The sequence below is a fragment of the Streptomyces sp. NBC_01546 genome, assembly GCF_045208355.1.
Taxonomy (GTDB): Bacteria; Actinomycetota; Actinomycetes; order Streptomycetales; family Streptomycetaceae; genus Streptomyces.
Genome location: NZ_CP109379.1, coordinates 5,996,970 through 6,018,170, shown reverse-complemented (window position 1 = coordinate 6,018,170; position 21,201 = coordinate 5,996,970). Strand labels below are relative to the sequence as shown.

Sequence of the window (21,201 nt, the reverse complement as noted above, 5' to 3'; positions counted from 1 at the left end):
TCTTCCCGCACCGGAACAACGCTCTGAACCCATTCGGGTTATAGAGCCGGTGGGCATTTCACTCCATCGTGTACTGGGTAGTGCGTACTTCATGACTGATCGCCCGCTGCTCCTCCTCGACGTGGACGGCCCTCTCAACCCCTTCCGGTCCCGCTTCGCGGGCCTGCGCGGGTACCGGAGCCACCGGATGCGTCCGGACGTCTGGCTCGCCTACCGCGACCCGGAGTCCCGCCGCGCCCGGCGCGGCGCGCGGGTCCGCCTCCACCCCTCCCACGGTGGGCGGTTGCTGGCCCTGCCCTTCGAACTCACGTGGGCCACCGCCTGGACGCACCAGGCGAACACGATGATCGCCCCGCACATCGGACTTCCCGGTGATCTTCCTGTCATCGAGTGGCCGGAACTTTTCGCCGACGACCCGGACGGCCTGTCGTGGAAGACCCGCCCCCTCGTCGACTGGGCGGCGGGCCGCCCCTTCGCCTGGGTCGACGACATGATCAACCCCCGCGACCGCGCGTGGGTGGCCGCCCATCACCCGTCCCCGGCACTCCTCCTGCGCATCCACCCCCGCCACGGCCTCCGCGACCGCGACTTCACCACCCTCAGCAGTTGGGCTCGCGAAGTGACGCGCTGAACCTTCCGTCGCCGCCGTGGGCGGGGCTCTGGCCACGGCGCGTGAGCGCCGTGACCGGGTCCGGGGAGGGGCTGCCCGTGGGCCACCAGTCGGTGTCGTCCGGGCGGGACTCGTAGGCGTACCAGAGGCCGTCGCGGCCGAGGCGGAGCTGGCTGGTGCCGGACGTGAGGCGGTTGCGGTCGGGGCGGAAGGAAACCTGGGCGGCGGCGAGGAGCGCCGGGCGGGCGCGGTCGAAGGGGCCGGCCGGCGGGTCCCAGGGCTCTTCGAGGGCGGCGAGGGCGGGGCGGCCGCCCTGCCGCCAGGCCGCGGCGGCCCGGGCGAGGTCGGTGGTGGTGCGGCCGGTCGCGCGGGCCAGGTCCCGGTAGAGGGTGCGGGCGGCGCCGGTGAGCCCGGCCGTGGGGTGCGCGGAGGCCAGCCGGACGGCGTCCTGCCAGAGGCTGAGACCGGCGATCGGGTCCTCGGCGGTGGTGAGCACGGCCAGGGCGCGGACGGCGGCGTCGGAGGCGAGCTGGTCCAGGGCCAGCGGGTCCGGGGCCGCCGGATCGGCCGGGTACGCGGGCGGCAGACCCACGGCCGCGGGTGCGGGAAGCGGCGCCGGCAGCGGCGGCAGAACGGTGCGGGCGAGGGCCGCGCGGGCCGGGACACCGGGGAAGTCGGGTGCCTTGTCGGGCTGTTCACGCGCGGCGTGGGCCGCGTTGCGCCGGGTCAGCTCGTCGAGGAGCTCCCGCTCGCCGCGGCCGCGCAGGAGCAGCAGGACGAAGGGGTCCTCGTCGAGCAGCCGGGCCGCCCGGTAGCAGAGGGCCGCCGCGTGCTTGCACGGCGGACGCGCGAGGTCCGGGCAGGAGCAGCGGGGAAGGAGCTCGCCCGCGCCGGGCAGGACCGTCCCCGCGAGCGACTGCGGGACCTCCCGCTCCAGCAGGGCGGCGAGCGCCGCGGGATCGGCCGCGACCGCCTCCAGCAGTTCGTCCCACTCCGCGTCCGCGAAGGCGGGCAGGACCAGCTCGGTGCGGTACGGGCGCGCCCGGCTGCCCCGTACGTACGCCACGATCCGGCCCGGCGTGATGGTGACCGCGTCGACGTGGCCTTCAGCGGCGTACATACGGCCCCGGGCCAGCCGGGCCGGGTCGCGGGAGACCTCCTCCAGCGCCGATACCCAGGCCAGGCCCCACCAGCTCACCGCCTGCGCCCCGGCGGGCACGGTCTCGAAGGTGCGGCGGCGGTCGTCGCGCGCGGTGATCATGCGGGCCTCCGCAGGGAGACGAGGTCGGCCAGTTCCCGGTCGGTCAGCTCGGTCAGCGCCGACTCGCCGGAGCCGAGGACGGCATCGGCCAGCGCCCGCTTCGCCTCCAGCATCTCGGCGATCCGGTCCTCCACGGTGCCTTCGGCGATGATCCGGTGCACCTGCACGGGCTGGGTCTGCCCGATCCGGTAGGCGCGGTCGGTGGCCTGCTCTTCGACGGCCGGGTTCCACCAGCGGTCGAAGTGGATGACATGGCCGGCCCGGGTGAGGTTCAGCCCGGTGCCCGCCGCCTTCAAGGACAGGAGGAAGACCGGGACTTCGCCCGCCTGGAAACGGTCGACGAGCTCCTCGCGGCGCGCCACCGGCGTACCGCCGTGCAGCAGCTGGTGGGAGATCCCCCGGGCGGCGAGGTGCCGCTCGATGAGCCGGGCCATCGTCACGTACTGGGTGAAGACCAGCACCGATCCGTCCTCGGCCAGGATCGTGTCCAGCAGCTCATCCAGCAGCGCCAGCTTGCCCGAGCGGTGTGGGATCCGGGGCTCCGCCTCCTTCAGGTACTGCGCCGGGTGGTTGCAGATCTGCTTGAGCGAGGCCAGCAGCTTCATGATCATGCCGCGTCTTTCGATGCCCTCGCTCGACTCGATCACGGCCATCGCCTCGTCCACCGCGGCCTGGTACAGCGAGGCCTGCTCCCGGGTCAGCGAGACCGGATGGTCCGTTTCCGTTTTCGGCGGCAGCTCGGGCGCGATACCGGGGTCGGACTTCTTTCGGCGCAGCAGGAACGGGCGGACGAGCGCCGAGAGTCGGGCCACCGCCGCCTCGTTGCCGCCGTCCTCCTCCTGCTGGTGCTCCACCGGACGGGCATGGCGGGCCCGGAAGGCGGTGAGCGGACCGAGCAGCCCCGGCGTGGTCCAGTCGAGCAGCGCCCACAGCTCGGAGAGGTTGTTCTCCACCGGGGTGCCGGTCAGCGCCACCCGGGCCGGCGCCGGGACCGTGCGCAGAGCCTTGGCGGTCGCCGAATGCGGGTTCTTGACGTGCTGCGCCTCATCGGCGACGACCATGCCCCAGCTCTGCCCGGCGAGCAGGGGGGCGCTGGCGCGCATCGTCCCGTACGTGGTGAGGACGAAGCCCCCGGCGAGGTCCGCGAGGTTGCGGCTGCCGCCGTGGAAGCGGCGCACGGGCGTGCCGGGGGCGAACTTCCCGATCTCCCGCTGCCAGTTGCCCAGCAGGGACGCGGGACACACGACGAGCGTCGGCTCGGGGCGGTCGCGGTGCAGGTGCAGGGCGATCAGGGTGACGGTCTTGCCCAGGCCCATGTCGTCGGCGAGGCAGCCGCCGAGGCCGAGGGAGGTCATCAGGTCCAGCCAGGCCAGGCCGCGGGCCTGGTAGTCGCGCAGGGTGGCCTTGAGCGCGGCCGGCTGCGGCAGCGGGGCCAACTCCCCCGTCAGCCGCTCCCGCAGGGCGGCCAGCGCCCCCACCGCAACCGCCTCGACCGGCTCCCCGTCGACCTCGGCCGTCCCCGACAGTACGGTGGCCAGCGCGTCCACCGGGTCCAGCAGGCCGAGCTCCCGCTTGCGCGCCTTGCGCACCAGCTCCGGATCCACCCGCACCCACTGGTCCCGCAGCCGCACCACCGGCCGGTGGGCCTGCGCGAGGGCGTCCATCTCCCCCGGGGTGAGCCGGTCGCCGCCCAGCGCCAGCTCCCAGGAGAAGGCGAAGAGGTGCTCGGCGTCGAAGAAGGCGGTGCCGTCGGTGGCGGATCCGGGCGCCGTGGACCGTACGACGGCGGTCGCGGACAGCGTACGGGCCAACTCGCGCGGCCAGTGGACCAGGACTCCGGCGGCCGCCAGCCGGTTCGCGGCGGTGCCCAGCAGGTCTTCGAGCTCCGGATCCGACAGGGCCAGCGCGTCGGGCACCGGCTGGTCGAGCAGGCGCAGCAGCGGCGGCCACACCCGCGCGGCCCGGCGCAGCGCGAGCACGGCGTCGATCCGCGCCCGGGGGCCGAACCCGGCGGCCGCCGTACCCGCCCACAGGTGGCCGGCATCGGTGACCAGCGTCGGGTCGGCCAGGCTGTGCACCTGGACCACGGCGGCCCCGGCACGCCGCACGTCATCGGCTTCGGCCTCGTCGAAGAGGTGGAAGGCGGACAGGTCGAGGCGGAGCGAGATCCCGACACCGGTGTCCGCTCCGGCCGCGACCTGCGCGGCCCAGTCCTGTATCCCGGGCACGTGCTGCGGCTCCCGGGCGGCGAACGGCCCTCCGGCGGCCACGGCCGCGGCCGGGGTGCGGGGCAGGCTGTCGGCGACGGCGTCAAGGAAGGCGCGGACCAGCGCCTCCGGTTCGGGCAGGTGCAGCGGGCGGCGGCCGGCGAGGGGGGTCGCGTACCCCTCGTACGGGAGAGCGGCGGCGACCGCGCGCAGGTGGTCGACGTCGGGGGCGTCGAGCGGGCCGGCGCGCCAGGCGTCGACGCCCTCGGGGGTGAGCCCGGGGAGCAGCCGGCCGCGGGCGACGAGCGTGAGCGCCTGCGTGGCGGCGGTTCCCCAGGCGCGGGTGGCGGGGTGTGCGGCGGGGCTGCGGGGCGCCTGGGCTAGCAGGGGCAGCGCGGCGGTGACGGAGAGGGCCACGGCGGGCACGGTCCGGCTGCGGACCCCGTCGCCGTGCGGACGGACCACGGTGAGCGTCGTCGCCGTACCCGCCTCGGGCAGGGCGTCCCCGTCGGGCGCCCAGAACACGACGCGCCCCTCGCGGGGGACCGCGGCGGGCAGGAAGACGGCCGCGTGGCGCAGCAGTGCGCGCGTTGTCATGGCGTGGCCCCTCCCCGGTCGGTACGGATGTCCTGTCCACCGAGTCTAGGTGCGGCCACTGACAACGCTGCTGACCTGGGCATACGCCCCGTCGGGTCAGCGTGCCCAGCGGCCCTGTTCCATGGCGTAGCCGTACACGGGACGCCCCGTGGCCGCGCTGGTGCGCAGCGGCCGTCCGTGGTCGTCGATGCGCAGGGTGCCGGAGCCGGACGGAGCGGTCCAGCGCAGGTCCAGGGACCAGTCGCAGTCGCACCCCGTGGTGACGGCTTCCACGCGCAGGACGACCGGCTCGGACGCCGAGACGCGCAGCGGAAAGGCGGGGGCCGGGACGGCGCTCCCGGTGTCGTTGCCGGCGACGGGCCGGACCAGGGGACGCGGCGCGTCCAGGTTCACGGCGAAGGCCGCCGGGGTGAGCGCCCCGCCGCAGCCCTGGGACATCTGGTAGACGTTCCAGGCCGGCGGGGTGCGCCGAGCGGCCACCCGTACCTCCAGGTCCTCCAGGACGACGCTGCCGGTGCCCGTGCCGTGCAGGGTGATCTCCACGATCTGCGTCCCGGCGTGCACGGCGCGCTGCGCCGAGGCCCAGGCAGGCGCGTCCGCCTCCATGGGCGGCGGGGGGACCGACCCGGGCCCCGGCTCGGCCAGATAGGCGTGATCACAGCCGAAGGCCCACACGTGCGAGCGCACCGCCGCCTTGAGCGGAACCGCCGTCGGCGTCGGCGAGGGCACCGGGGAAGGGGAGGAGGCCGGCGCGGTGGGGGTGGCGGTCCCGACGGTCCCCGCGCGCGGGCCCGCACCCGCGCCCGGTGGCGACCCGCGTTCCGGCAGGGACACCGCCAGCACCGCCACGGCCACGGCGCCCGCCGTCACCCCGGCGGCGAGGACGGCGGCCGCCCGCCGCCGGTACCAGGGCAGCCGTACGGCGACCGGCTCCGGCCCAGGCCCCGGCCCCGGCTCTGATTCCGCTACCGGCACCGGCTCCGAGGTCCGCGCCGCCGCCCGCCTGCGCGCGTCCGCCAGCAGCCACGCCCGGTGCAGCTCCACCGCCTCCCCCGGCGAGGCCCCGCAGACCCGCGCGAAGCGGTCCACCGCCGCGAACTCCGTCGGGACGGCCTCCCCGTTGCAGTACCGGTGCAGGGTCGACGTACTCGTGTGCAGTTTGCGCGCCAGCACCCCGTAACTCAGCCCGGCGCGTTCCTTCAGCTCCCGCATCAGCCGTGCGAACGTCTCCGTCTCGCCCGACCGTTCCGCCTCGCCCACGGTGTTCCCCCGTCCCGCGACTCCGTTCCATACAGGGGGTGTTCCCCCAGGTGACAGCACGTACGGCCATTCCAGTGTCCCGAATGTGCCGCAATCCGTCGCCCGACACCCCGGCCCGGGGAAAGGCTCTTCACACACGACAACGCACCAGTGCACCAGCGCACCGCCACACCGCCACACGAAGGAAACGGGGAGAACCGACCATGTTCCGACGCACCGCCACCAGTACCGCCTTCGCGGCCCTCGCGGCAGCCGCCGCCCTCGCCCTGACCGCGTCGACCACCGCCACGGCCGCCACCGCGCCCGGGTTCATCAACGGCACCGACCTGCCGCCGCACCCCACCTCCCCCTGGTACGCGGGCCAGGTCACCCAGGGGCTCCCGGAGTTCGCGCCGTTCTGCCTGGAGGATGTGCTTCCGGCGCAGGGCAGCTGGCACCGCACGTTCGGCACGGAGTTCGACACCGGCGCCGTGCAGATCTCCGTACGGGCCGCCTCCGCCACGGCCGCCGCGAAGCTGGCCACCACCCTGGAACGCAAGGTCGCCACCTGCGCCGCCGACTGGCTGCGGACGACCCCGGGCGGCACCGCCTCATGGGAGGACTACGGAAAGCTCCCGGTAGAGGAGGGCGCGCACGTCTACGGGGTGCACACCTCGATCCCGGAATCCGAGCCGGGCGTCCACCTCTACGGCATCGGGCGTGACGGCTCCACGGTGACCGTCGTGCAGTGGGGCCAGATGGGCAACCTGTCCCACGCCCCCGTCGCCGACTTCAAGAAGACGACCACGAAGGCCGTGAACAAGCTCAACCCGTAGCCCGCAGCCCGAAGCCGCAGCCCGTAGCCCGGCCTCCCGCCGGCCGGAGTGGGACCATGGACATGAGGCGATGACCATGCGTTCCGGGAACGAGCCGGTGACCGCCCGCAGTCCGTTGCGGCTGCGGTTCTGGCTGAGCTTGTGGGGGCTGATCTGGGCCGCCGCCGGGACGGTCGCGTTCGCGCTGGCCGGCCGTCCCGGATGGGCGGCGGCCTGCGGGGCGGTCGTGCTGCTGGCGGCCGTGGACCTCGCGGTCGTCCTCCACCACATCCACCAGGGCCCGCACTACCAGCCCGGCCCCGACATCCCCCCGTACGAGCCGCCGCATCACTAGTCGCAGCACTAGGCCCTGTCCGGGCGATCTTCGCGGGCCCGCGCGGCCTGGCACGGCACCTCGCCGCGTTGTCGCATCGCGCGAGTACGGCCAAGTACGAGCTGCGATGCTCCGCCTTGCGATGCACCGCACCAGACCACGCGGGCTGACCCGCGAAGATCGCCCGGACAGGACCTAGGGCGTCCCGCCCCGGGGCTACTGCTCGAAGCGGGCCGCCTCCAGGTACTCCGGCTGCGGGTCGAGGGCTGCGGCCAGCCGGAAGTGCTTGCGCGCCTGCTCGGGCCGGCCGGAGCGCTCGTGGGTGCGGGCCAGCGCGAAGTGGGCGAAGGCGTTGTCCGGCTCCCGCTCCAGTACCAGCTCGAACTCCAGCTCCGCCGGGCGCAGTTGGGCCGCGGCGAAGAAGGCCCGGGCGCGCAGCAGCCGGGCGGCCGTGTTCTCGGGGTGGGCGGCTATGACCGAGTCGAGCAGCTTGACCGCGCCCCGCGGGTCGCGTGCGGCGAGCAGCTGCTCGGCGGCCCGGAAGTCGATGACGTGCGTCTCCGGGCTCGCCGACTGGGGCGACGACGAAGACGAGGAGTGCGGCGTGGTGTCGGACACGATCGGTTCCTTCCCTCTACGGGCGCGTTCAACGCCTCGCCCTGCGCCCGCTATTCCGCCGGGTGCACCGGATGGACCGGGTGCACCGACTGCGCCGCACGCGCGGTGAGCTCTGCCCACACCTTGCGCACCTGCGGCTCCAGCATCTCCAGCGGCCCGTCGTTGTCGATCACCAGGTTCGCCACCGCCAGCCGCTGCTCCCGCGTGGCCTGCGCGGCCATCCTGGCCTGTGCCTCCTCCTCGGCCATCCCGCGCAGCGCGGTCAGCCGCGCCAGCTGCGTCCGCGGCGCCGCGTCCACCACGACCACCAGGTCGTACAGCGGTGCCAGGCCGTTCTCCGCGAGCAGCGGTACGTCGTGCACCACGATCGCGTCGGCCCCCGCGGCGGCCTCCAGCTCGGCCGACCGGGCTCCGACCAGCGGGTGCACGATCGCGTTGAGGGTCTGGAGCTTCGCCGGGTCGGCGAACACGATCGACCCCAGCTTCGGACGGTCCAGCGTCCCCTCCGGGGTCAGCACCGTCTCCCCGAAGGCCGCCACGACGGCCGCGAGCCCGGGCGTTCCGGGTTCGACGACTTCCCGCGCGATCCGGTCGGCATCCACGATGACCGCCCCGTACCCCGCCAGCAGTCGCGAGACCTCGCTCTTGCCGGCACCGATTCCGCCCGTCAGGCCCACTTTCAGCATGTTGTTCAGCCTAGACGCCGCCCCCGACGCCCCCACAGCCCCCTGCGTGTCAGTTCTCGCCCTCGCGCTCCGCGAGGAACCGCTCGAACTCGCGCCCGATCTCGTCCGCCGACGGGATCTCCGCAGGCTCGGCGATCATGTTCCCCCGGGTCTCGGCGCCGGCGGCCGCGTCGTACTGGTGCTCCAGTCCCTGGACCAGGCTGACCAGTTCCTCGTCGCCCTCCCGGATCTGCCGGTCGATCTCCGTCTGCGTGCGGTGCGCCTCCGTGCGCAGGGCGTGCGCCACGGCGGGCAGGACCAGCCCGGTGGCCGCCGTGATCGCTTCCAGCACCGTCAGCGCCGCGTCCGGGTACGGGGAGCGGGCGACGTAGTGCGGTACGTGCGCGGCGACGCCCAGCACGTCGTGCCCGGCCTGGGCCAGACGGAACTCCACCAGCGACTCCGCGCTGCCCGGAACCTGCGCCTCGTCGAAGGGGCTGCGGTGGCCCGGCATGAGGTCGGTGCGGTTGCCGTGGGGGGTGATGCCGACGGGCCGCGTGTGCGGGACGCCCATGGGGATGCCGTGGAAGTTGACCGAGAGCCGCACGCCGAGGCGCTCGACGATCTGCCGGACGGCGACGGTGAACCGCTCCCACTCCACGTCCGGCTCGGGGCCGGAGAGCAGCAGGAAGGGGGCTCCGGTGGCGTCCTGGACGAGCCGGACCTCCAGCAGGGGCTCCTCGAACTCCGTCCAGTGGTCGCGCTGGAAGGTCAGCAGCGGGCGGCGGGCCCGGTAGTCCACCAGCCGGTCCGCGTCGAACCGCGCCACCACCTGGTGGGGCAGGGTATCCAGGAGCCGCTCGACGATCTGCTCCCCGGCCTCACCCGCGTCGATGTACCCCTCGAAGTGGTACAGCATGACCAGCCCGGCCGAGTCCTGGGCGAGCGCCAGGTCGGCCACCGCCAGGCCCTTGGCGTCCCATTCGTACAGACCCTGTGGATCAAGCACCGTCACCACTCCTCCCTCGTCGCGTTCTCTGCCAAGAACGTGCAAGGAGGCTCCACCATTCCCCAGTTGGCCGGTTTCACGCGAACGCAACGGATCAAGGGGCCGATGGGGCGCAGGAGGGCGGGGCAACGCGACAAGGCCCGCCCCCCGAAGGGGACGGGCCTTGTCGTTCAGCTCAACCAGCTCGGCTCACACCGGAGTGTGATGCGCGCTGCGATCAGCTCTGGCCGCCGGCCAGCTTCTCGCGGAGCGCGGCCAGGGCCTCGTCCGACGCCAGGGCGCCGGAGGTCTCGTCCGACTCCGAGGAGTACGAACCACCCGAGATGCCCGCACCGGCGCTGGCGCCGGCGGCCGGGGCGGCAGCACCCTCGGCAGCGGCGGCCTCGTCGGCCTCGCGGCTCTTGATGACCTGCGCCTGGTGCTGCTCGAAGCGCTGCTGCGCCTCGGCGTACTGGGTCTCCCAGGTCTCGCGCTGCTTGTCGAAGCCCTCGAGCCAGTCGTTGGTCTCGGGGTCGAAGCCCTCGGGGTAGATGTAGTTGCCCTGGTCGTCGTACGACGCGGCCATGCCGTAGAGGGTCGGGTCGAACTCGACCGAGGCCGGGTCGGCACCGAAGGACTCGTTGGCCTGCTTCAGCGACAGCGAGATCCGGCGACGCTCGAGGTCGATGTCGATGACCTTGACGAAGATCTCGTCGTTGACCTGGACGACCTGCTCCGGGATCTCCACGTGGCGCTCGGCCAGCTCGGAGATGTGGACCAGACCCTCGATGCCCTCGTCCACGCGGACGAACGCACCGAACGGAACCAGCTTGGTGACCTTACCCGGGACGACCTGACCGATCTGGTGGGTCCGGGCGAACTGCTGCCACGGGTCCTCCTGCGTCGCCTTCAGCGACAGGGAGACACGCTCGCGGTCCATGTCGACGTCGAGAACCTCGACGGTGACCTCCTGGCCGACCTCGACAACCTCAGACGGGTGGTCGATGTGCTTCCAGGACAGCTCGGAGACGTGCACGAGACCGTCGACGCCACCCAGGTCCACGAAGGCACCGAAGTTGACGATCGAGGAGACGACGCCGGAGCGGACCTGACCCTTCTGCAGGGTGGTGAGGAACGTCTGGCGAACCTCGGACTGGGTCTGCTCGAGCCACGCGCGGCGCGACAGAACCACGTTGTTGCGGTTCTTGTCGAGCTCGATGATCTTCGCCTCGAGCTCCTTGCCCACGTAGGGCTGGAGGTCGCGGACGCGACGCATCTCGACGAGAGAGGCCGGCAGGAAGCCGCGGAGGCCGATGTCGAGGATGAGACCACCCTTGACGACCTCGATGACGGTACCGGTGACGATCCCGTCTTCTTCCTTGATCTTCTCGATGGTGCCCCAGGCACGCTCGTACTGAGCGCGCTTCTTCGAGAGGATCAGGCGGCCTTCCTTGTCCTCCTTCTGGAGAACCAGGGCCTCGATCTCGTCGCCGACCTTGACGACCTCGTTCGGGTCGACGTCGTGCTTGATCGAGAGCTCGCGGCTCGGGATGACGCCTTCGGTCTTGTAACCGATGTCGAGGAGAACCTCGTCCCGGTCAACCTTGACGATGACGCCGTCGACGATGTCGCCATCGTTGAAGTACTTGATCGTCTCGTCGATCGCCGCGAGGAACGCGTCCGCGTCGCCGATGTCGTTGACCGCAACCTGCGGGGTGGTGGCGGTGGTCTCGGTGCTGCTCGTCATGTGGGAAAGGGCTCCGGTTACGGACAGAAAGTCGTAGGTACTGCTACGCCGGGAGCCCTTATCGGCATCCACCGAAGACCGGACAGCCAAGGAGACCCCCGATCCGCAGAAGAGCGGCGGGGCCTCGAAAACCGAGGGGACATCAACAGATGCAAGCGCAGCCTGCTAGGTCTGAGGAGCACAGGCTCGCAGCGCAACTTGTAGCATACGGGGGCAGCCGGACACGGTCAATGCGCGAAGGCGGACACCCCCGGCGGATCGCCGGATAACCGGCACAATTCGTGGGCGGGGAGGCTCTGATGACACTTCCCAGCCACTTTCCACGGCGAGCCTCAGACGGCCGCGGTCATCCACAGACATCCACAGACATTCGCAGACTACGACGACGGGCCCCATGAACCAAGAGGACTACGCCCCCGAAGACGCGTACGACGCCGATCCGGGGTCCGGTGACGGCTCCGACGACGCCGAGGCCACCCGGCGTGACGCCGGGGAAGCGGAGAGCAGCCGGGCCAGCCGCGGCTGGTGGGACCGCAACGCCGACGAGTACCAGAGCGAGCACGGCGCCTTCCTCGGCGACGACCGCTTCGTATGGGGGCCCGAGGGGCTCGACGAGGCGGACGCGGCCCTCCTCGGTCCCGCCGCCTCCCTCAAGGGCAAGGACGTCCTGGAGATCGGTGCGGGCGCCGCCCAGTGCTCGCGCTGGCTCGCCGCCCAGGGCGCCCGCCCGGTCGCCCTCGACCTCTCCCACCGCCAGCTCCAGCACGCCCTGCGCATCGGCGATGACGTGCCCCTGGTCGAGGCCGACGCCGGGCGGCTGCCCTTCCGCGACGCCTCCTTCGACCTGGCCTGCTCCGCCTACGGAGCCGTCCCCTTCGTCGCCGACCCGGTGAACGTGATGCGCGAGGTGCGCCGCGTGCTGCGCCCCGGCGGCCGCTGGGTCTTCTCCGTGACCCACCCCATCCGCTGGGCCTTCCCCGACGAGCCCGGCCCCGAGGGGCTGTCCGTCGCCGCCTCCTACTTCGACCGCACCCCGTACGTGGAGCAGGACGAACAGGGCCGCGCCGTGTACGTCGAGCACCACCGCACGATCGGCGACCGGGTCCGCGACGTGGTGGCGGGCGGCTTCCGCCTGGTCGACCTGGTCGAGCCGGAGTGGCCCGAGTGGAACAGCCAGGAGTGGGGCGGCTGGTCCCCGCTGCGCGGCAACCTGATCCCGGGCACGGCGATCTTCGTATGCGAGAGGGACTGATCCCTTGATCCGCCAGGCCGCCCTCGGCTCCCTTCCCGTACGGGAGGCCGTGCCCGCGCTCGTCTCGGCGCTGGACGAGCACGGCACCGCCGTGCTCTGCGCCCCGCCCGGCACCGGCAAGACCACGCTGGTGCCGCTGGTACTGGCGGGGCTGGTGGGTGGCGGGCCCCGGCAGCGGGTCGTGGTCGCCGAGCCGCGGCGGATCGCCGCCCGGGCGGCCGCGCGGCGGATGGCCTGGCTGCTGGGCGAGCAGGTCGGCGGCTCGGTGGGCTTCACGGTGCGCGGGGAGCGGGTGGTGGGCCGCGACACGGTGGTGGAGGTGGTCACCACCGGTGTGCTGTTGCAGCGGCTCCAGCGGGACCAGGAGCTGGCCGGCGTGGACCTGGTGATCCTGGACGAGTGCCACGAGCGGCACCTGGACGCGGACACCGTCGCCGCGTTCCTGCTGGACGTACGGGAAACCCTGCGCCCCGAGCTCCGGCTGGTGGCGGCTTCGGCGACGACCGATGCGGCCGGGTGGTCGCGGGTGCTGGGTCAGGGCCGTCCGGGCGGCGCGCCGGTGGTGGAGGCCGCGGGGGTCTCGTACCCGGTGGAGACGGTCTGGGCCCCGCCGGCCCGGCCGGTGAAGCCCCCGCACGGGATGCGGGTGGACCCGGCGCAGCTGACGCACGTGGCCTCGGTGGTGCGGCGGGCGCTGGCGGAACGTTCCGGCGACGTCCTGTGCTTCCTGCCCGGCGTCGGGGAGATCTCCCGGGTGGCCGGGCAGCTGGGCGGCGTGGACGCGGAGGTGCTCCAGATCCACGGGCGGGCCCCGGCCTCGGTGCAGGACGCGGCGCTGACGGCCTCGGAGCACCGCCGGGTGATCCTGGCGACGGCGGTCGCGGAGTCCAGCCTGACCGTGCCCGGCGTGCGCGTGGTGGTGGACTCCGGGCTGGCCCGCGAACCCCGGGTGGACCATGCCCGCGGGCTGGGTGCGCTGGCGACCGTACGGGCCTCCCGCGCGGCCGGGCGCCAGCGGGCGGGCCGGGCCGGGCGTGAGGCGCCGGGCGCGGTGTACCGCTGCTGGACGGAGGCGGAGGACGCCCGCCTCCCTCGTTCCCGGCGCCGGAGATCCGGATCGCGGACCTGGCCCAGTTCGCGCTGCAGGCGGCGTGCTGGGGCGACCCGGACGCGGCCGGTCTGGCGCTGCTGGACCCGCCGCCCGCCGGGGCGATGGCCGCGGCGCGGGAGGTGCTGGTGGCGGTCGGCGCGGTGGACGGTGCGGGGCGGCCGACCCCGCGCGGGCTGCGGATGGCCCGGGTGGGGCTGCACCCGCGGCTGGCGCGGGCCCTGCTGGACGGGACCTCGGCCGTCGGCTCCCGCCGGGCGGCGGAGGTGGTGGCGCTGCTCAGCGAGGAGCCGCCGCGGGAGTACGGGGACGACCTGGCCGCGGCCTGGCGTTCGGCCCGCCGGGGCGGCGACGCCTACGCGGCCCGCTGGCGCACGGAAGCCCGCCGCCTGGAGCGGGCCGCGCATGACCCGACGGGGGCTCCGCCCCCGGACCCTCGCGCCTCAAACTCCCCCAGACTTCGTCCGGGGGGACCCCCAGGCGGGGCTGAAAATGCGTGGCCGGGCCCCAGTGACGACGCCGCGGCCGGGCTCGTCGCAGCCCTGGCGTTCCCGGAGCGGGTGGCCAAGGCCAAGGGTGAGGGGACCTTCCTCATGGCCTCCGGGACCGGGGCCGAGCTCCGTGACGGGTCGCCGCTGCGCCGCGCGCCCTGGCTGGCCGTGGCCGTCGCCGACAGGCCCCCGCACTCCGCCTCCGCCCGCGTCCGCCTCGCCGCCGTCATCGACGAGGACACCGCCCTGGCCGCCGCCGACCACCTGCGGAACCAGGGAGAAGCGGTGCACTGGGAGGACGGGGAGCTCGTCGCCCGCGAAGCAACACGCCTCGGGGCCATCGAGCTCGCCACCCGCCCGCTGCGCGAACCCGACCCGGCCCTCGTACGGGCCGCACTGCTCGACGGACTCCGCGCCGAGGGGCTCGGCCTGCTGCGCTGGTCCCCGGACGCCCGGCAGCTGCGGGCCCGGCTGGGCTTCCTGCACCGGACGCTCGGCGGCGCCTGGCCCGACGTGACGGACGACGGCGCCCTGCTGGACCGCGCCGGTGAATGGCTGGAGCCCGAGCTGTCGCGGGCCCGGCGCCGGGCGGACCTCGGGCGGATCGACGCCGGTCAGGCCCTGAACCGGCTGCTGCCGTGGGCCACCGGCGAGGCCTCCCGGCTGGACGAGCTGGCTCCGGAACGGCTGGAGGTGCCCAGCGGATCCCGGATCCGGGTGGACTACTCCGCCGAGCAGCCGGTGCTCGCCGTCAAGCTCCAGGAGCTGTTCGGGCTGGCCGAGACCCCCAAGGTCGCGGGTGTGCCCGTAGTCGTCCATCTCCTCTCCCCCGCCGGACGGCCCGCCGCCGTCACCGCCGACCTCGCCTCCTTCTGGCAGGGCGGCTACCGGGCCGTCCGTGCCGAACTGCGCGGCCGCTACCCCAAGCACCCCTGGCCCGAGGACCCGTCCACCGCCGAGCCCACCCGCCACACCAACGCCCGGCTCAGGCGCTGAGCTCCTCCTGCGGACCGCGCCGGCTCCTCGCCTCCAGCCACAGCGCGAGCGCGAGGAGCACCAGGCCGCCGGCCGCCAGGCCGATCGGGGCGTAGGTGTGCAGGGCGAGGACCTTCGTACGGTTCGAGGCGACCAGGTCGAAGGTGTACTTCGCGTAGTCCTCGCGCATCTTCACGTGCCCGGCGAACGCGGTGAGCTTGCCGTCGGGGCCGCTCGCCGCGATCCCGCCGCGCATCTCCTGCCGGATCTCCTGCTCGGCGTTGACGGGGGCCCCGGTCACCGGGTCGACCCAGAACATCGCCTTCGTCGTGTACCAGAGGGTGGTGCCGGTGGTCTGCTCGATGGTCGCCGGGTCGATGCCCTCGATCGGCATCTTCTTCGGCATGGCGACCTTGGTCCACGGGACGGTCTGCTCGAAGTAGTAGACCTCCATGCCCCGGTACGTGCGCGGGCCGACGTAGTGGATCGGCGAGGAGGTACGGGTCTGCGCGTCGAAGTAGAGGTAGTCGCGCGGCTCGGTGAAGAACGGCCACTTGAACTCGATGCCCTCGCGCTTGACGGCGTCCCCGTCGACCATCTCGCCGGTGGCGTGCACCGGGTCCTGGGTGTGGGCGTCGAAGATGTAGCGCTCGGGGATCTGGGAGACCATCTTCCCGTCCGGGTCGATGATGTGCGTCAGCGTGTCCCAGACGACGACGTCCTTGCCGGCGCTCGCCTCGATCTCCTTCGACGCCTCGACGTTGCCCTTGAGGGTCTGGACGATGGTGACCTTGTCGACCTTCTTGGGCTGCATGCCGTTGAAGTAGTCGAGGAGGGTCGCGTCCTTCGCCTCCAGGACCATCTCCTGGTACTGGTTCGGCGGGATCTTGGCGAGCCGCGGGTACGCGTACCAGCGCAGCAGCGGTGCGAGGGCCGCGCAGAACACGGCTAGGGCCAGCAGGACAAGGCTCGCTCTGCGTCGCATGGCCGGGCCCTCCTCTACTTTCCGGGCGCGGGGGGCGCGGTGGTGAGCAGGGGCTTGGGTGAGGTCTTGCCTTCGGGCGCCCCGAGCGCCGTGATGGCGAGGACGAGGAGCACCGCGAGGACGAGCCCGCTGGCGGCGGCGATGAATGCGCGCATGCCGGGCCTCCGGAATCTGATAGGGCGTCAGGGCGGAGGCACCGTAGCAACGCGGAGGCGAGATGAGAACCGTTCGACTACGGGGTTTCCCCCGGGCCGGTCGCCGCCGGCGTGGGTGACGGGGACGCGGACGGGGACCCGGACGGCGACGTGGACGGGGAAGGCCTGGGTCCGGGCTTCGCCGTCGCGGTGGCCGTCGGGGAGGGGCTCGTTGACGGGCTCGGCGTGGGCTTCGGGCTCGGCGTGGGGGTGGGAGTCGGCGTCGGCGTCGGCGTGGGGGTGGGAGTCGGCGTGGGAGTCGGGCTCGGCGTCGGCGTAGGTGTCGGCGTGGGTGTCGGCTTCGGTGACGGGGTCGGTGACGGGGTCGGCGTGGGTGTCGGCGACGGGGTCGGCGTAGGTGTGGGAGTCGGGCTCGGCTTCGGGTCCGGCTTCGGCGGTGTCACCGCGGGCGCGGGCGTGCCCCCCGCGTCCGGGACCTCGTGCGTCCCCTTGAGGTAGTACGTGAACCAGGACCGCACCGTCCGCAGGTACTCCGCGGAGTGGTTGTAGGAGAGCACGGCCCGGTCCAGGTCCGCCTCCACCCGCAGGTCCCGGGTGCCCGCACACAGGTACCGGCCGGCCGCGAGGGCCGCGTCGTGCACGTTGTTCGGGTTGCGCCGCCCGTCGCCGTCCGCGTCCTGGCCCCAGGCCGCCCACGTGGAGGGGATGAACTGCATCGGCCCGACCGCCCGGTCGTACCTGGCGTCCCCGTCGTAGGCCCCGCCGTCCGTGTCCGGGATGTTCGCGAAGCCGTTGCCGTCGAGCACGGGGCCCAGGATCGGCCGCACCGTGGTCCCGGACGCGTCCACCTGCCCGCCGCGCGCCTGCCCGGACTCGACCTTGCCGATCGCCGCGAGCAGCTGCCAGCGCAGCCCGCAGCGGGCGTCGCTCTCCCCCACCGTCTTCTCCGCCCGCAGGTAGGCGGCGAGCACGCTCGCCGGTATCCCCTGCGCGCCCTGGCCCACGGCCACGTCCACGACCGCCGGAACGGTCCCGGCGGCCTGTTCGGCGGGGGCGGAAGGCTGCTCGTCCGGCAGCACCACCGCCGGCGGCTCGGGGCTCACCAGCGGCGGCAGTTCGGTGAAGTAGGAGGTGTCCCCTCCGGTTCCGGCCTCCGGGAGGGGCTGCGGGCTACCCTCCCCTGCCGCGGAGATCCGCTCCGCGCGGGCGCCGGCCGGCCCCTGGGAGGCGGTCACCGCGGCGACCACCAGCGCGGAGACCAGGGCTGCCGCCGCGCCCCTGCGCAGCCTACGTCCGAATATTCGAGCCGACATGAGCCGGACCCCTCCCCCTCGACGTCCGCGTGACCCTACGTCAACTGCCTGCACAGGGCACGCACGATGGGGTGGAATTCACCACATCCCCACGTCCCGTGCAGGTCGCGCATACTGGCCGGACCGACAAGATCCAGGAGAAGTGCCATGCCGTTCACCCTCAGCCATGCGGCCGCCGTCCTTCCGGCCGTGCGCCGGACCGGGCGGGCGCGGGGGCCGTTGGTCGCCTCGGCGCTGGTCCTCGGATCGTTCGCGCCGGACACGTTCTACTTCGCCGACGCGGTCGTCGAGGGGGTCATGTCGTACGGCACGTTCACGCATTCGCTGCCGGGTGTGCTCACCGCCGACGCCGCGCTCACGGCCGCCCTCGTGGCGTGCTGGCTGCTGCTGCGCGAGCCGCTGATCGCACTCCTGCCGCGCGCCTGGCGGGGCCGTGTGCACGCCTTCGTGCGCGGCGAGCAGTGGCGGGGGCGCCAACTGCTCTCGCTCGCGCTCTGGTTCTACCTCTCTGCGGTCGTCGGCTCCCTCACGCACGTCGTGTGGGACAGCTTCACGCACCTGGACCGCTGGGGGACGAACGCGCTGCCCGAGCTCGGTGAGCCGCTCGCCTTCGGCCTGCCCCTCTACTCGTACCTCCAGTACGGGACTTCGGCGATCGCGGCCTGCGCCCTCCTCTGGTTCACGGCGACCGCCCTGCGCCGGCTGCCGCCCTCCCCGGTCCCCGCGTCCGTGCCGGTGCTGACCCGCGCCGAGATCGGGTGTGCGCTCGCCCTGCTCGTGGTGTGCGTGGCGGCCGGGGTCACGATGCGCGTGATCCGCTTCTTCACCTTCTTCGACCGGATCCGTACGCCGCTCGACATCATCCCGACCGTCTGCTTCGGGGCGGGCGGCGGCCTCGCCGTGGCCCTGCTGCTGTACGGGGTCCTCGTACGGGTCCGGCACCGCGGCGACCGCGCCGGCAGTACGCGGGAGGACGTGCGAACGCCCGTCCCCACCGCATAGCGGGGACGGGCGTCCGGTGAACCCTGCGCGGGCGGGTCAGTGCGCGGCCGACTCCCAGTCGGAGCCGACGCCCACGGACACGTCCAGCGCGGCCCGCAGCTCGACGGCGGCGCCCATCTCGCGGCGCACCAGCTCCTCGACCTGCTTCCGCTCGCCCGGGGCGATCTCCAGCACGATTTCGTCGTGGACCTGGAGCAGCATCCGCGACTTCAGCCCGGCCGCCCTGATCGCCCGGTCCACGCGCAGCATCGCGACCTTGACGATGTCGGCGGCGGTGCCCTGGATCGGGGCGTTGAGCGCCATTCGCTCGGCGGCCTCGCGGCGCTGGCGGTTGTCGCTGTTGAGGTCGGGCAGGTACCGGCGGCGACCGAAGACCGTCGCCGTGTAGCCGGTGGCGCGGGCCTCGTCCACCACGCGCTGGAGGTAGTCGCGGACCCCGCCGAAGCGCTCGAAGAAGGTTTCCATCAGGCCGCGCGCCTCGGCGGGCTCGATGTTCAGCTGCTGGGCGAGCCCGAACGCGGACAGCCCGTACGCGAGCCCGTACGACATGGCCTTGATCTTGCGGCGCATCTCGGCGTCGACCTGCGACCGCTCCACCCCGAACACCTGGGAGGCGACGGTGGTGTGCAGGTCCTCGCCGGTCGCGAAGGCCTCGATCAGGCCCTCGTCCTCGGAGAGGTGGGCCATCACGCGCAGCTCGATCTGGCTGTAGTCGGCGGTCATGAGGGACTCGAAGCCCTCGCCGACGACGAAACCGCGGCGGATCGCGCGGCCCTCGTCGGTGCGCACCGGCACGTTCTGCAGGTTGGGGTCGGTGGAGGACAGCCGTCCGGTCGCGGCGACGGTCTGGCTGAAGCTGGTGTGCACCCGGCCGTCGGCGGCGATGGTCTTGACCAGGCCCTCGACGGTGACGCGCAGCTTGGCCTGCTCCCGGTGCCGCAGCATGATCACCGGGAGTTCGTGGTCGGTCTGCGTGGCCAGCCAGGCCAGCGCGTCCGCGTCCGTGGTGTAACCGGTCTTGGTCTTCTTGGTCTTCGGCAGGTCCAGCTCGCCGAAGAAGACCTCCTGGAGCTGCTTGGGCGAGCCGAGGTTGAACTCGTGGCCGACCGCCGCGTGCGCCTCCTTCACCGCCTGCTGCACGGCTCCCGCGAACTGCTGCTCCATGGCCTCCAGGTGGTCGCGGTCGGCGGCGATGCCGGACCGCTCCATCCGGGCCAGCAGCTCGGACGTCGGCAGCTCCATGTCGTGGAGCAGCTCGGCGGCGCCGACCTCGTCGAGCTTGCCGGTGAAGGCATCGCCCAGGTCCAGGACGGCGCGGGCCTGCCCCATCAGCGCCTCCGCCTCGGCCGTCTCGTCGGCGCCGAAGGCCAGCTGCCCGTCGGCGGCGGCCGGCGCCAGCTCGCGGTGCAGGTACTCGTTGGACAGCACGTCCAGCGCGAAGGACCGGCGGCCCGGCTTGACCAGGTAGGCGGCGAGCGCGGTGTCCATGGTGACGCCCGCCAGGGTCCAGCCGTGCTCGGGGAAGACCCGCATCAGGCCCTTGGCGTTGTGCACCACCTTCGGCTTCGCCGCATCGGCGGCCCAGGCCGCGAAGGCCCGCTCGTCCGCCTCGTCCAGCTCGGACGGCTCGAACCAGGCTGCCGCCCCTGCGGCCGAGGCCAGCGCGATTTCGCTGACGTTGCCCTGGCCCAGCGCCCAGCTGTCGACGGTGGAGATGCCCAGCGGCGCGCCCGCGTGGGCCTCGAGCCACGGAGCGAGCTCGCCCGCGCCGAGCACGGAGCCGTCCAGTTCCACACTCGCCGCGGCCGGAGCCGGGGGCTCCTCCTCGGCCGCGCCCGGGTCCACGGCGAGCAGCCGCTCGCGCAGCGAGGCGTTGCGGATCTCCAGTACGTCCAGCACGCCGAGCATGGCGGACCGGTCGTACGGGAGGCGGGTCAGGTCGGCCGGGGTCTTGGGCAGTTCCACGTCCTTGACCATCTCGGTCAGGACCCGGTTGAGCTTGACGGCCTCCAGGTGGTCCCGGAAGTTCTGCCCGGCCTTGCCCTTGACCTCCTCGGCGCGCTCCACGAGCTCCGCGAACGACCCGAACTGGGTGATCCACTTGGCGGCGGTCTTCTCGCCGACGCCCGGGATGCCCGGCAGGTTGTCGGACGGGTCGCCGCGCAGCGCCGCGAAGTCCGGATACTGCTGCGGGGTGAGCCCGTACTTCTCCTCGACCTTCTCCGGGGTGAACCGGGTGAGCTCGGAGACGCCCTTGGTCGGGTAGAGCACGGTGGTGTGCTCGGAGACCAGCTGGAAGGAGTCGCGGTCGCCGGTGACGATCAGCACGTCGAAGCCGAGGGCCTCCGCCTGCGTCGCGAGCGTCGCGATCACGTCGTCGGCCTCGAAGCCGTCGACGGCGAACCGCGGGACGTGCATCGCGTCGAGGAGCTCGCCGATCAGCTCGACCTGTCCCTTGAACTCGTCGGGGGTCTTGGAGCGGTTCGCCTTGTACTCGGGGAACTCCGTCGAGCGCCACGTCTTGCGGGACACGTCGAACGCCACCGCGAAGTGCGTGGGCGCCTCGTCGCGCAGCGTGTTCGCCAGCATCGACGCGAAGCCGTAGATGGCGTTGGTCGGCTGGCCGGTCGCGGTCGTGAAGTTCTCCGCGGGCAGCGCGAAGAACGCCCGGTACGCCAGGGAGTGCCCGTCCATGAGCATCAGGCGGGGGCGGTCCGCTGCGGTCGTCTGGTCCGTCTTCTTCGATGCTGTCTCTGCCACGCCCCCGATCCTAGGCGCCCCCACCGACAAATCCGGACGGCCTGTGGGGCCCGGCAAATCCGGCGTCGGCGATGTCGGC

At 73.2% G+C, this 21,201-nt stretch carries 16 protein-coding genes and 1 pseudogene; 6 read left to right on the top strand and 11 right to left on the bottom strand.

The window, feature by feature from the left end; genetic code table 11:
• Positions 1-91 precede the first annotated feature (91 nt).
• A complete protein-coding gene (locus OHA89_RS27535; protein WP_257556808.1) occupies positions 92-631 on the top strand; it encodes a 2-oxo-4-hydroxy-4-carboxy-5-ureidoimidazoline decarboxylase in 540 nt (179 codons plus the stop codon).
• Here the strand turns inward: OHA89_RS27535 and OHA89_RS27530 are convergent.
• The 3 genes from OHA89_RS27530 to OHA89_RS27520 form a co-directional block, all read right to left on the bottom strand.
• Positions 600-1,871 carry an SWIM zinc finger family protein gene (locus tag OHA89_RS27530; protein WP_323186023.1) on the bottom strand — a complete coding sequence of 424 codons (1,272 nt, stop codon included), beginning with the start codon at positions 1,869-1,871 and terminating at the stop codon, positions 600-602. The genes OHA89_RS27535 and OHA89_RS27530 overlap by 32 nt on opposite strands.
• Positions 1,868-4,675, bottom strand: coding sequence for an SNF2-related protein (locus tag OHA89_RS27525; RefSeq protein WP_406367336.1), 2,808 nt, complete (start codon positions 4,673-4,675; stop codon positions 1,868-1,870). Before OHA89_RS27525 ends, OHA89_RS27530 begins: the two co-directional genes overlap by 4 nt.
• Before the next feature lie 96 nt (positions 4,676-4,771).
• Positions 4,772-5,935, bottom strand: a complete 1,164-nt coding sequence (locus OHA89_RS27520) for a helix-turn-helix domain-containing protein (RefSeq protein ID WP_406367335.1) — start codon at positions 5,933-5,935, stop codon at positions 4,772-4,774.
• Positions 5,936-6,138: 203 nt separating this feature from the next.
• On the opposite strand from OHA89_RS27520, the gene OHA89_RS27515 reads away from it, so the two are divergent.
• The gene (locus OHA89_RS27515; RefSeq protein ID WP_406367334.1) at positions 6,139-6,750 is read left to right on the top strand and encodes a hypothetical protein; all 612 of its coding nucleotides are present in this window, start codon (positions 6,139-6,141) and stop codon (positions 6,748-6,750) included.
• Positions 6,751-6,826: 76 nt separating this feature from the next.
• Positions 6,827-7,084 (top strand): DUF6343 family protein, encoded by a 258-nt coding sequence (locus OHA89_RS27510; RefSeq protein ID WP_215141573.1) that lies wholly within the window; start codon positions 6,827-6,829, stop codon positions 7,082-7,084.
• A gap of 195 nt (positions 7,085-7,279) precedes the next feature.
• Here OHA89_RS27510 and OHA89_RS27505 read toward each other — a convergent pair whose 3' ends face one another.
• The 4 genes from OHA89_RS27505 to rpsA all read right to left on the bottom strand — a co-directional run bounded on the left by OHA89_RS27505 (position 7,280) and on the right by rpsA (position 11,081).
• A complete protein-coding gene (locus OHA89_RS27505) occupies positions 7,280-7,681 on the bottom strand; it encodes a tetratricopeptide repeat protein (protein WP_215141553.1) in 402 nt (133 codons plus the stop codon).
• A gap of 50 nt (positions 7,682-7,731) precedes the next feature.
• Positions 7,732-8,367: a dephospho-CoA kinase gene (gene coaE, locus OHA89_RS27500; protein WP_266610359.1), complete on the bottom strand. Its 636-nt coding sequence runs from the start codon at positions 8,365-8,367 to the stop codon at positions 7,732-7,734.
• A gap of 49 nt (positions 8,368-8,416) precedes the next feature.
• Positions 8,417-9,355, bottom strand: coding sequence for a PAC2 family protein (locus tag OHA89_RS27495; RefSeq protein ID WP_215141548.1), 939 nt, complete (start codon positions 9,353-9,355; stop codon positions 8,417-8,419).
• 217 nt (positions 9,356-9,572) lie between these two features.
• Positions 9,573-11,081: a 30S ribosomal protein S1 gene (gene rpsA / locus OHA89_RS27490; protein WP_266610356.1), complete on the bottom strand. Its 1,509-nt coding sequence runs from the start codon at positions 11,079-11,081 to the stop codon at positions 9,573-9,575.
• 394 nt (positions 11,082-11,475) lie between these two features.
• Between rpsA and OHA89_RS27485 the strand changes: the two genes are divergently transcribed.
• Both OHA89_RS27485 and hrpB read left to right on the top strand, forming a co-directional pair.
• Positions 11,476-12,333 (top strand): class I SAM-dependent methyltransferase, encoded by an 858-nt coding sequence (locus OHA89_RS27485; RefSeq protein WP_215141544.1) that lies wholly within the window; start codon positions 11,476-11,478, stop codon positions 12,331-12,333.
• A gap of 4 nt (positions 12,334-12,337) precedes the next feature.
• Positions 12,338-14,928: pseudogene (gene hrpB, locus OHA89_RS27480) on the top strand (ATP-dependent helicase HrpB).
• Here hrpB and OHA89_RS27475 read toward each other — a convergent pair.
• The 3 genes from OHA89_RS27475 to OHA89_RS27465 form a co-directional block, all read right to left on the bottom strand.
• Entirely contained in the window at positions 14,918-15,892 is a 975-nt protein-coding gene (locus tag OHA89_RS27475) for a DUF3068 domain-containing protein (RefSeq protein WP_257556801.1), read from the bottom strand. The pseudogene hrpB and the gene OHA89_RS27475 sit on opposite strands and share 11 nt — an antisense overlap.
• Before the next feature lie 14 nt (positions 15,893-15,906).
• On the bottom strand, positions 15,907-16,047 hold the full coding sequence (locus OHA89_RS27470; protein WP_215149930.1) for an SPW_0924 family protein: 141 nt from the start codon (positions 16,045-16,047) through the stop codon (positions 15,907-15,909).
• Positions 16,048-16,124: 77 nt separating this feature from the next.
• Positions 16,125-17,360 carry a lytic transglycosylase domain-containing protein gene (locus OHA89_RS27465; protein ID WP_406367333.1) on the bottom strand — a complete coding sequence of 412 codons (1,236 nt, stop codon included), beginning with the start codon at positions 17,358-17,360 and terminating at the stop codon, positions 16,125-16,127.
• 147 nt (positions 17,361-17,507) lie between these two features.
• Between OHA89_RS27465 and OHA89_RS27460 the strand changes: the two genes are divergently transcribed.
• Positions 17,508-18,362 (top strand): DUF4184 family protein, encoded by an 855-nt coding sequence (locus tag OHA89_RS27460; protein ID WP_266610349.1) that lies wholly within the window; start codon positions 17,508-17,510, stop codon positions 18,360-18,362.
• Positions 18,363-18,398: 36 nt separating this feature from the next.
• Here OHA89_RS27460 and polA read toward each other — a convergent pair whose 3' ends face one another.
• Positions 18,399-21,122, bottom strand: a complete 2,724-nt coding sequence (gene polA / locus OHA89_RS27455) for a DNA polymerase I (protein ID WP_406367332.1) — start codon at positions 21,120-21,122, stop codon at positions 18,399-18,401.
• Positions 21,123-21,201: the final 79 nt, after the last annotated feature.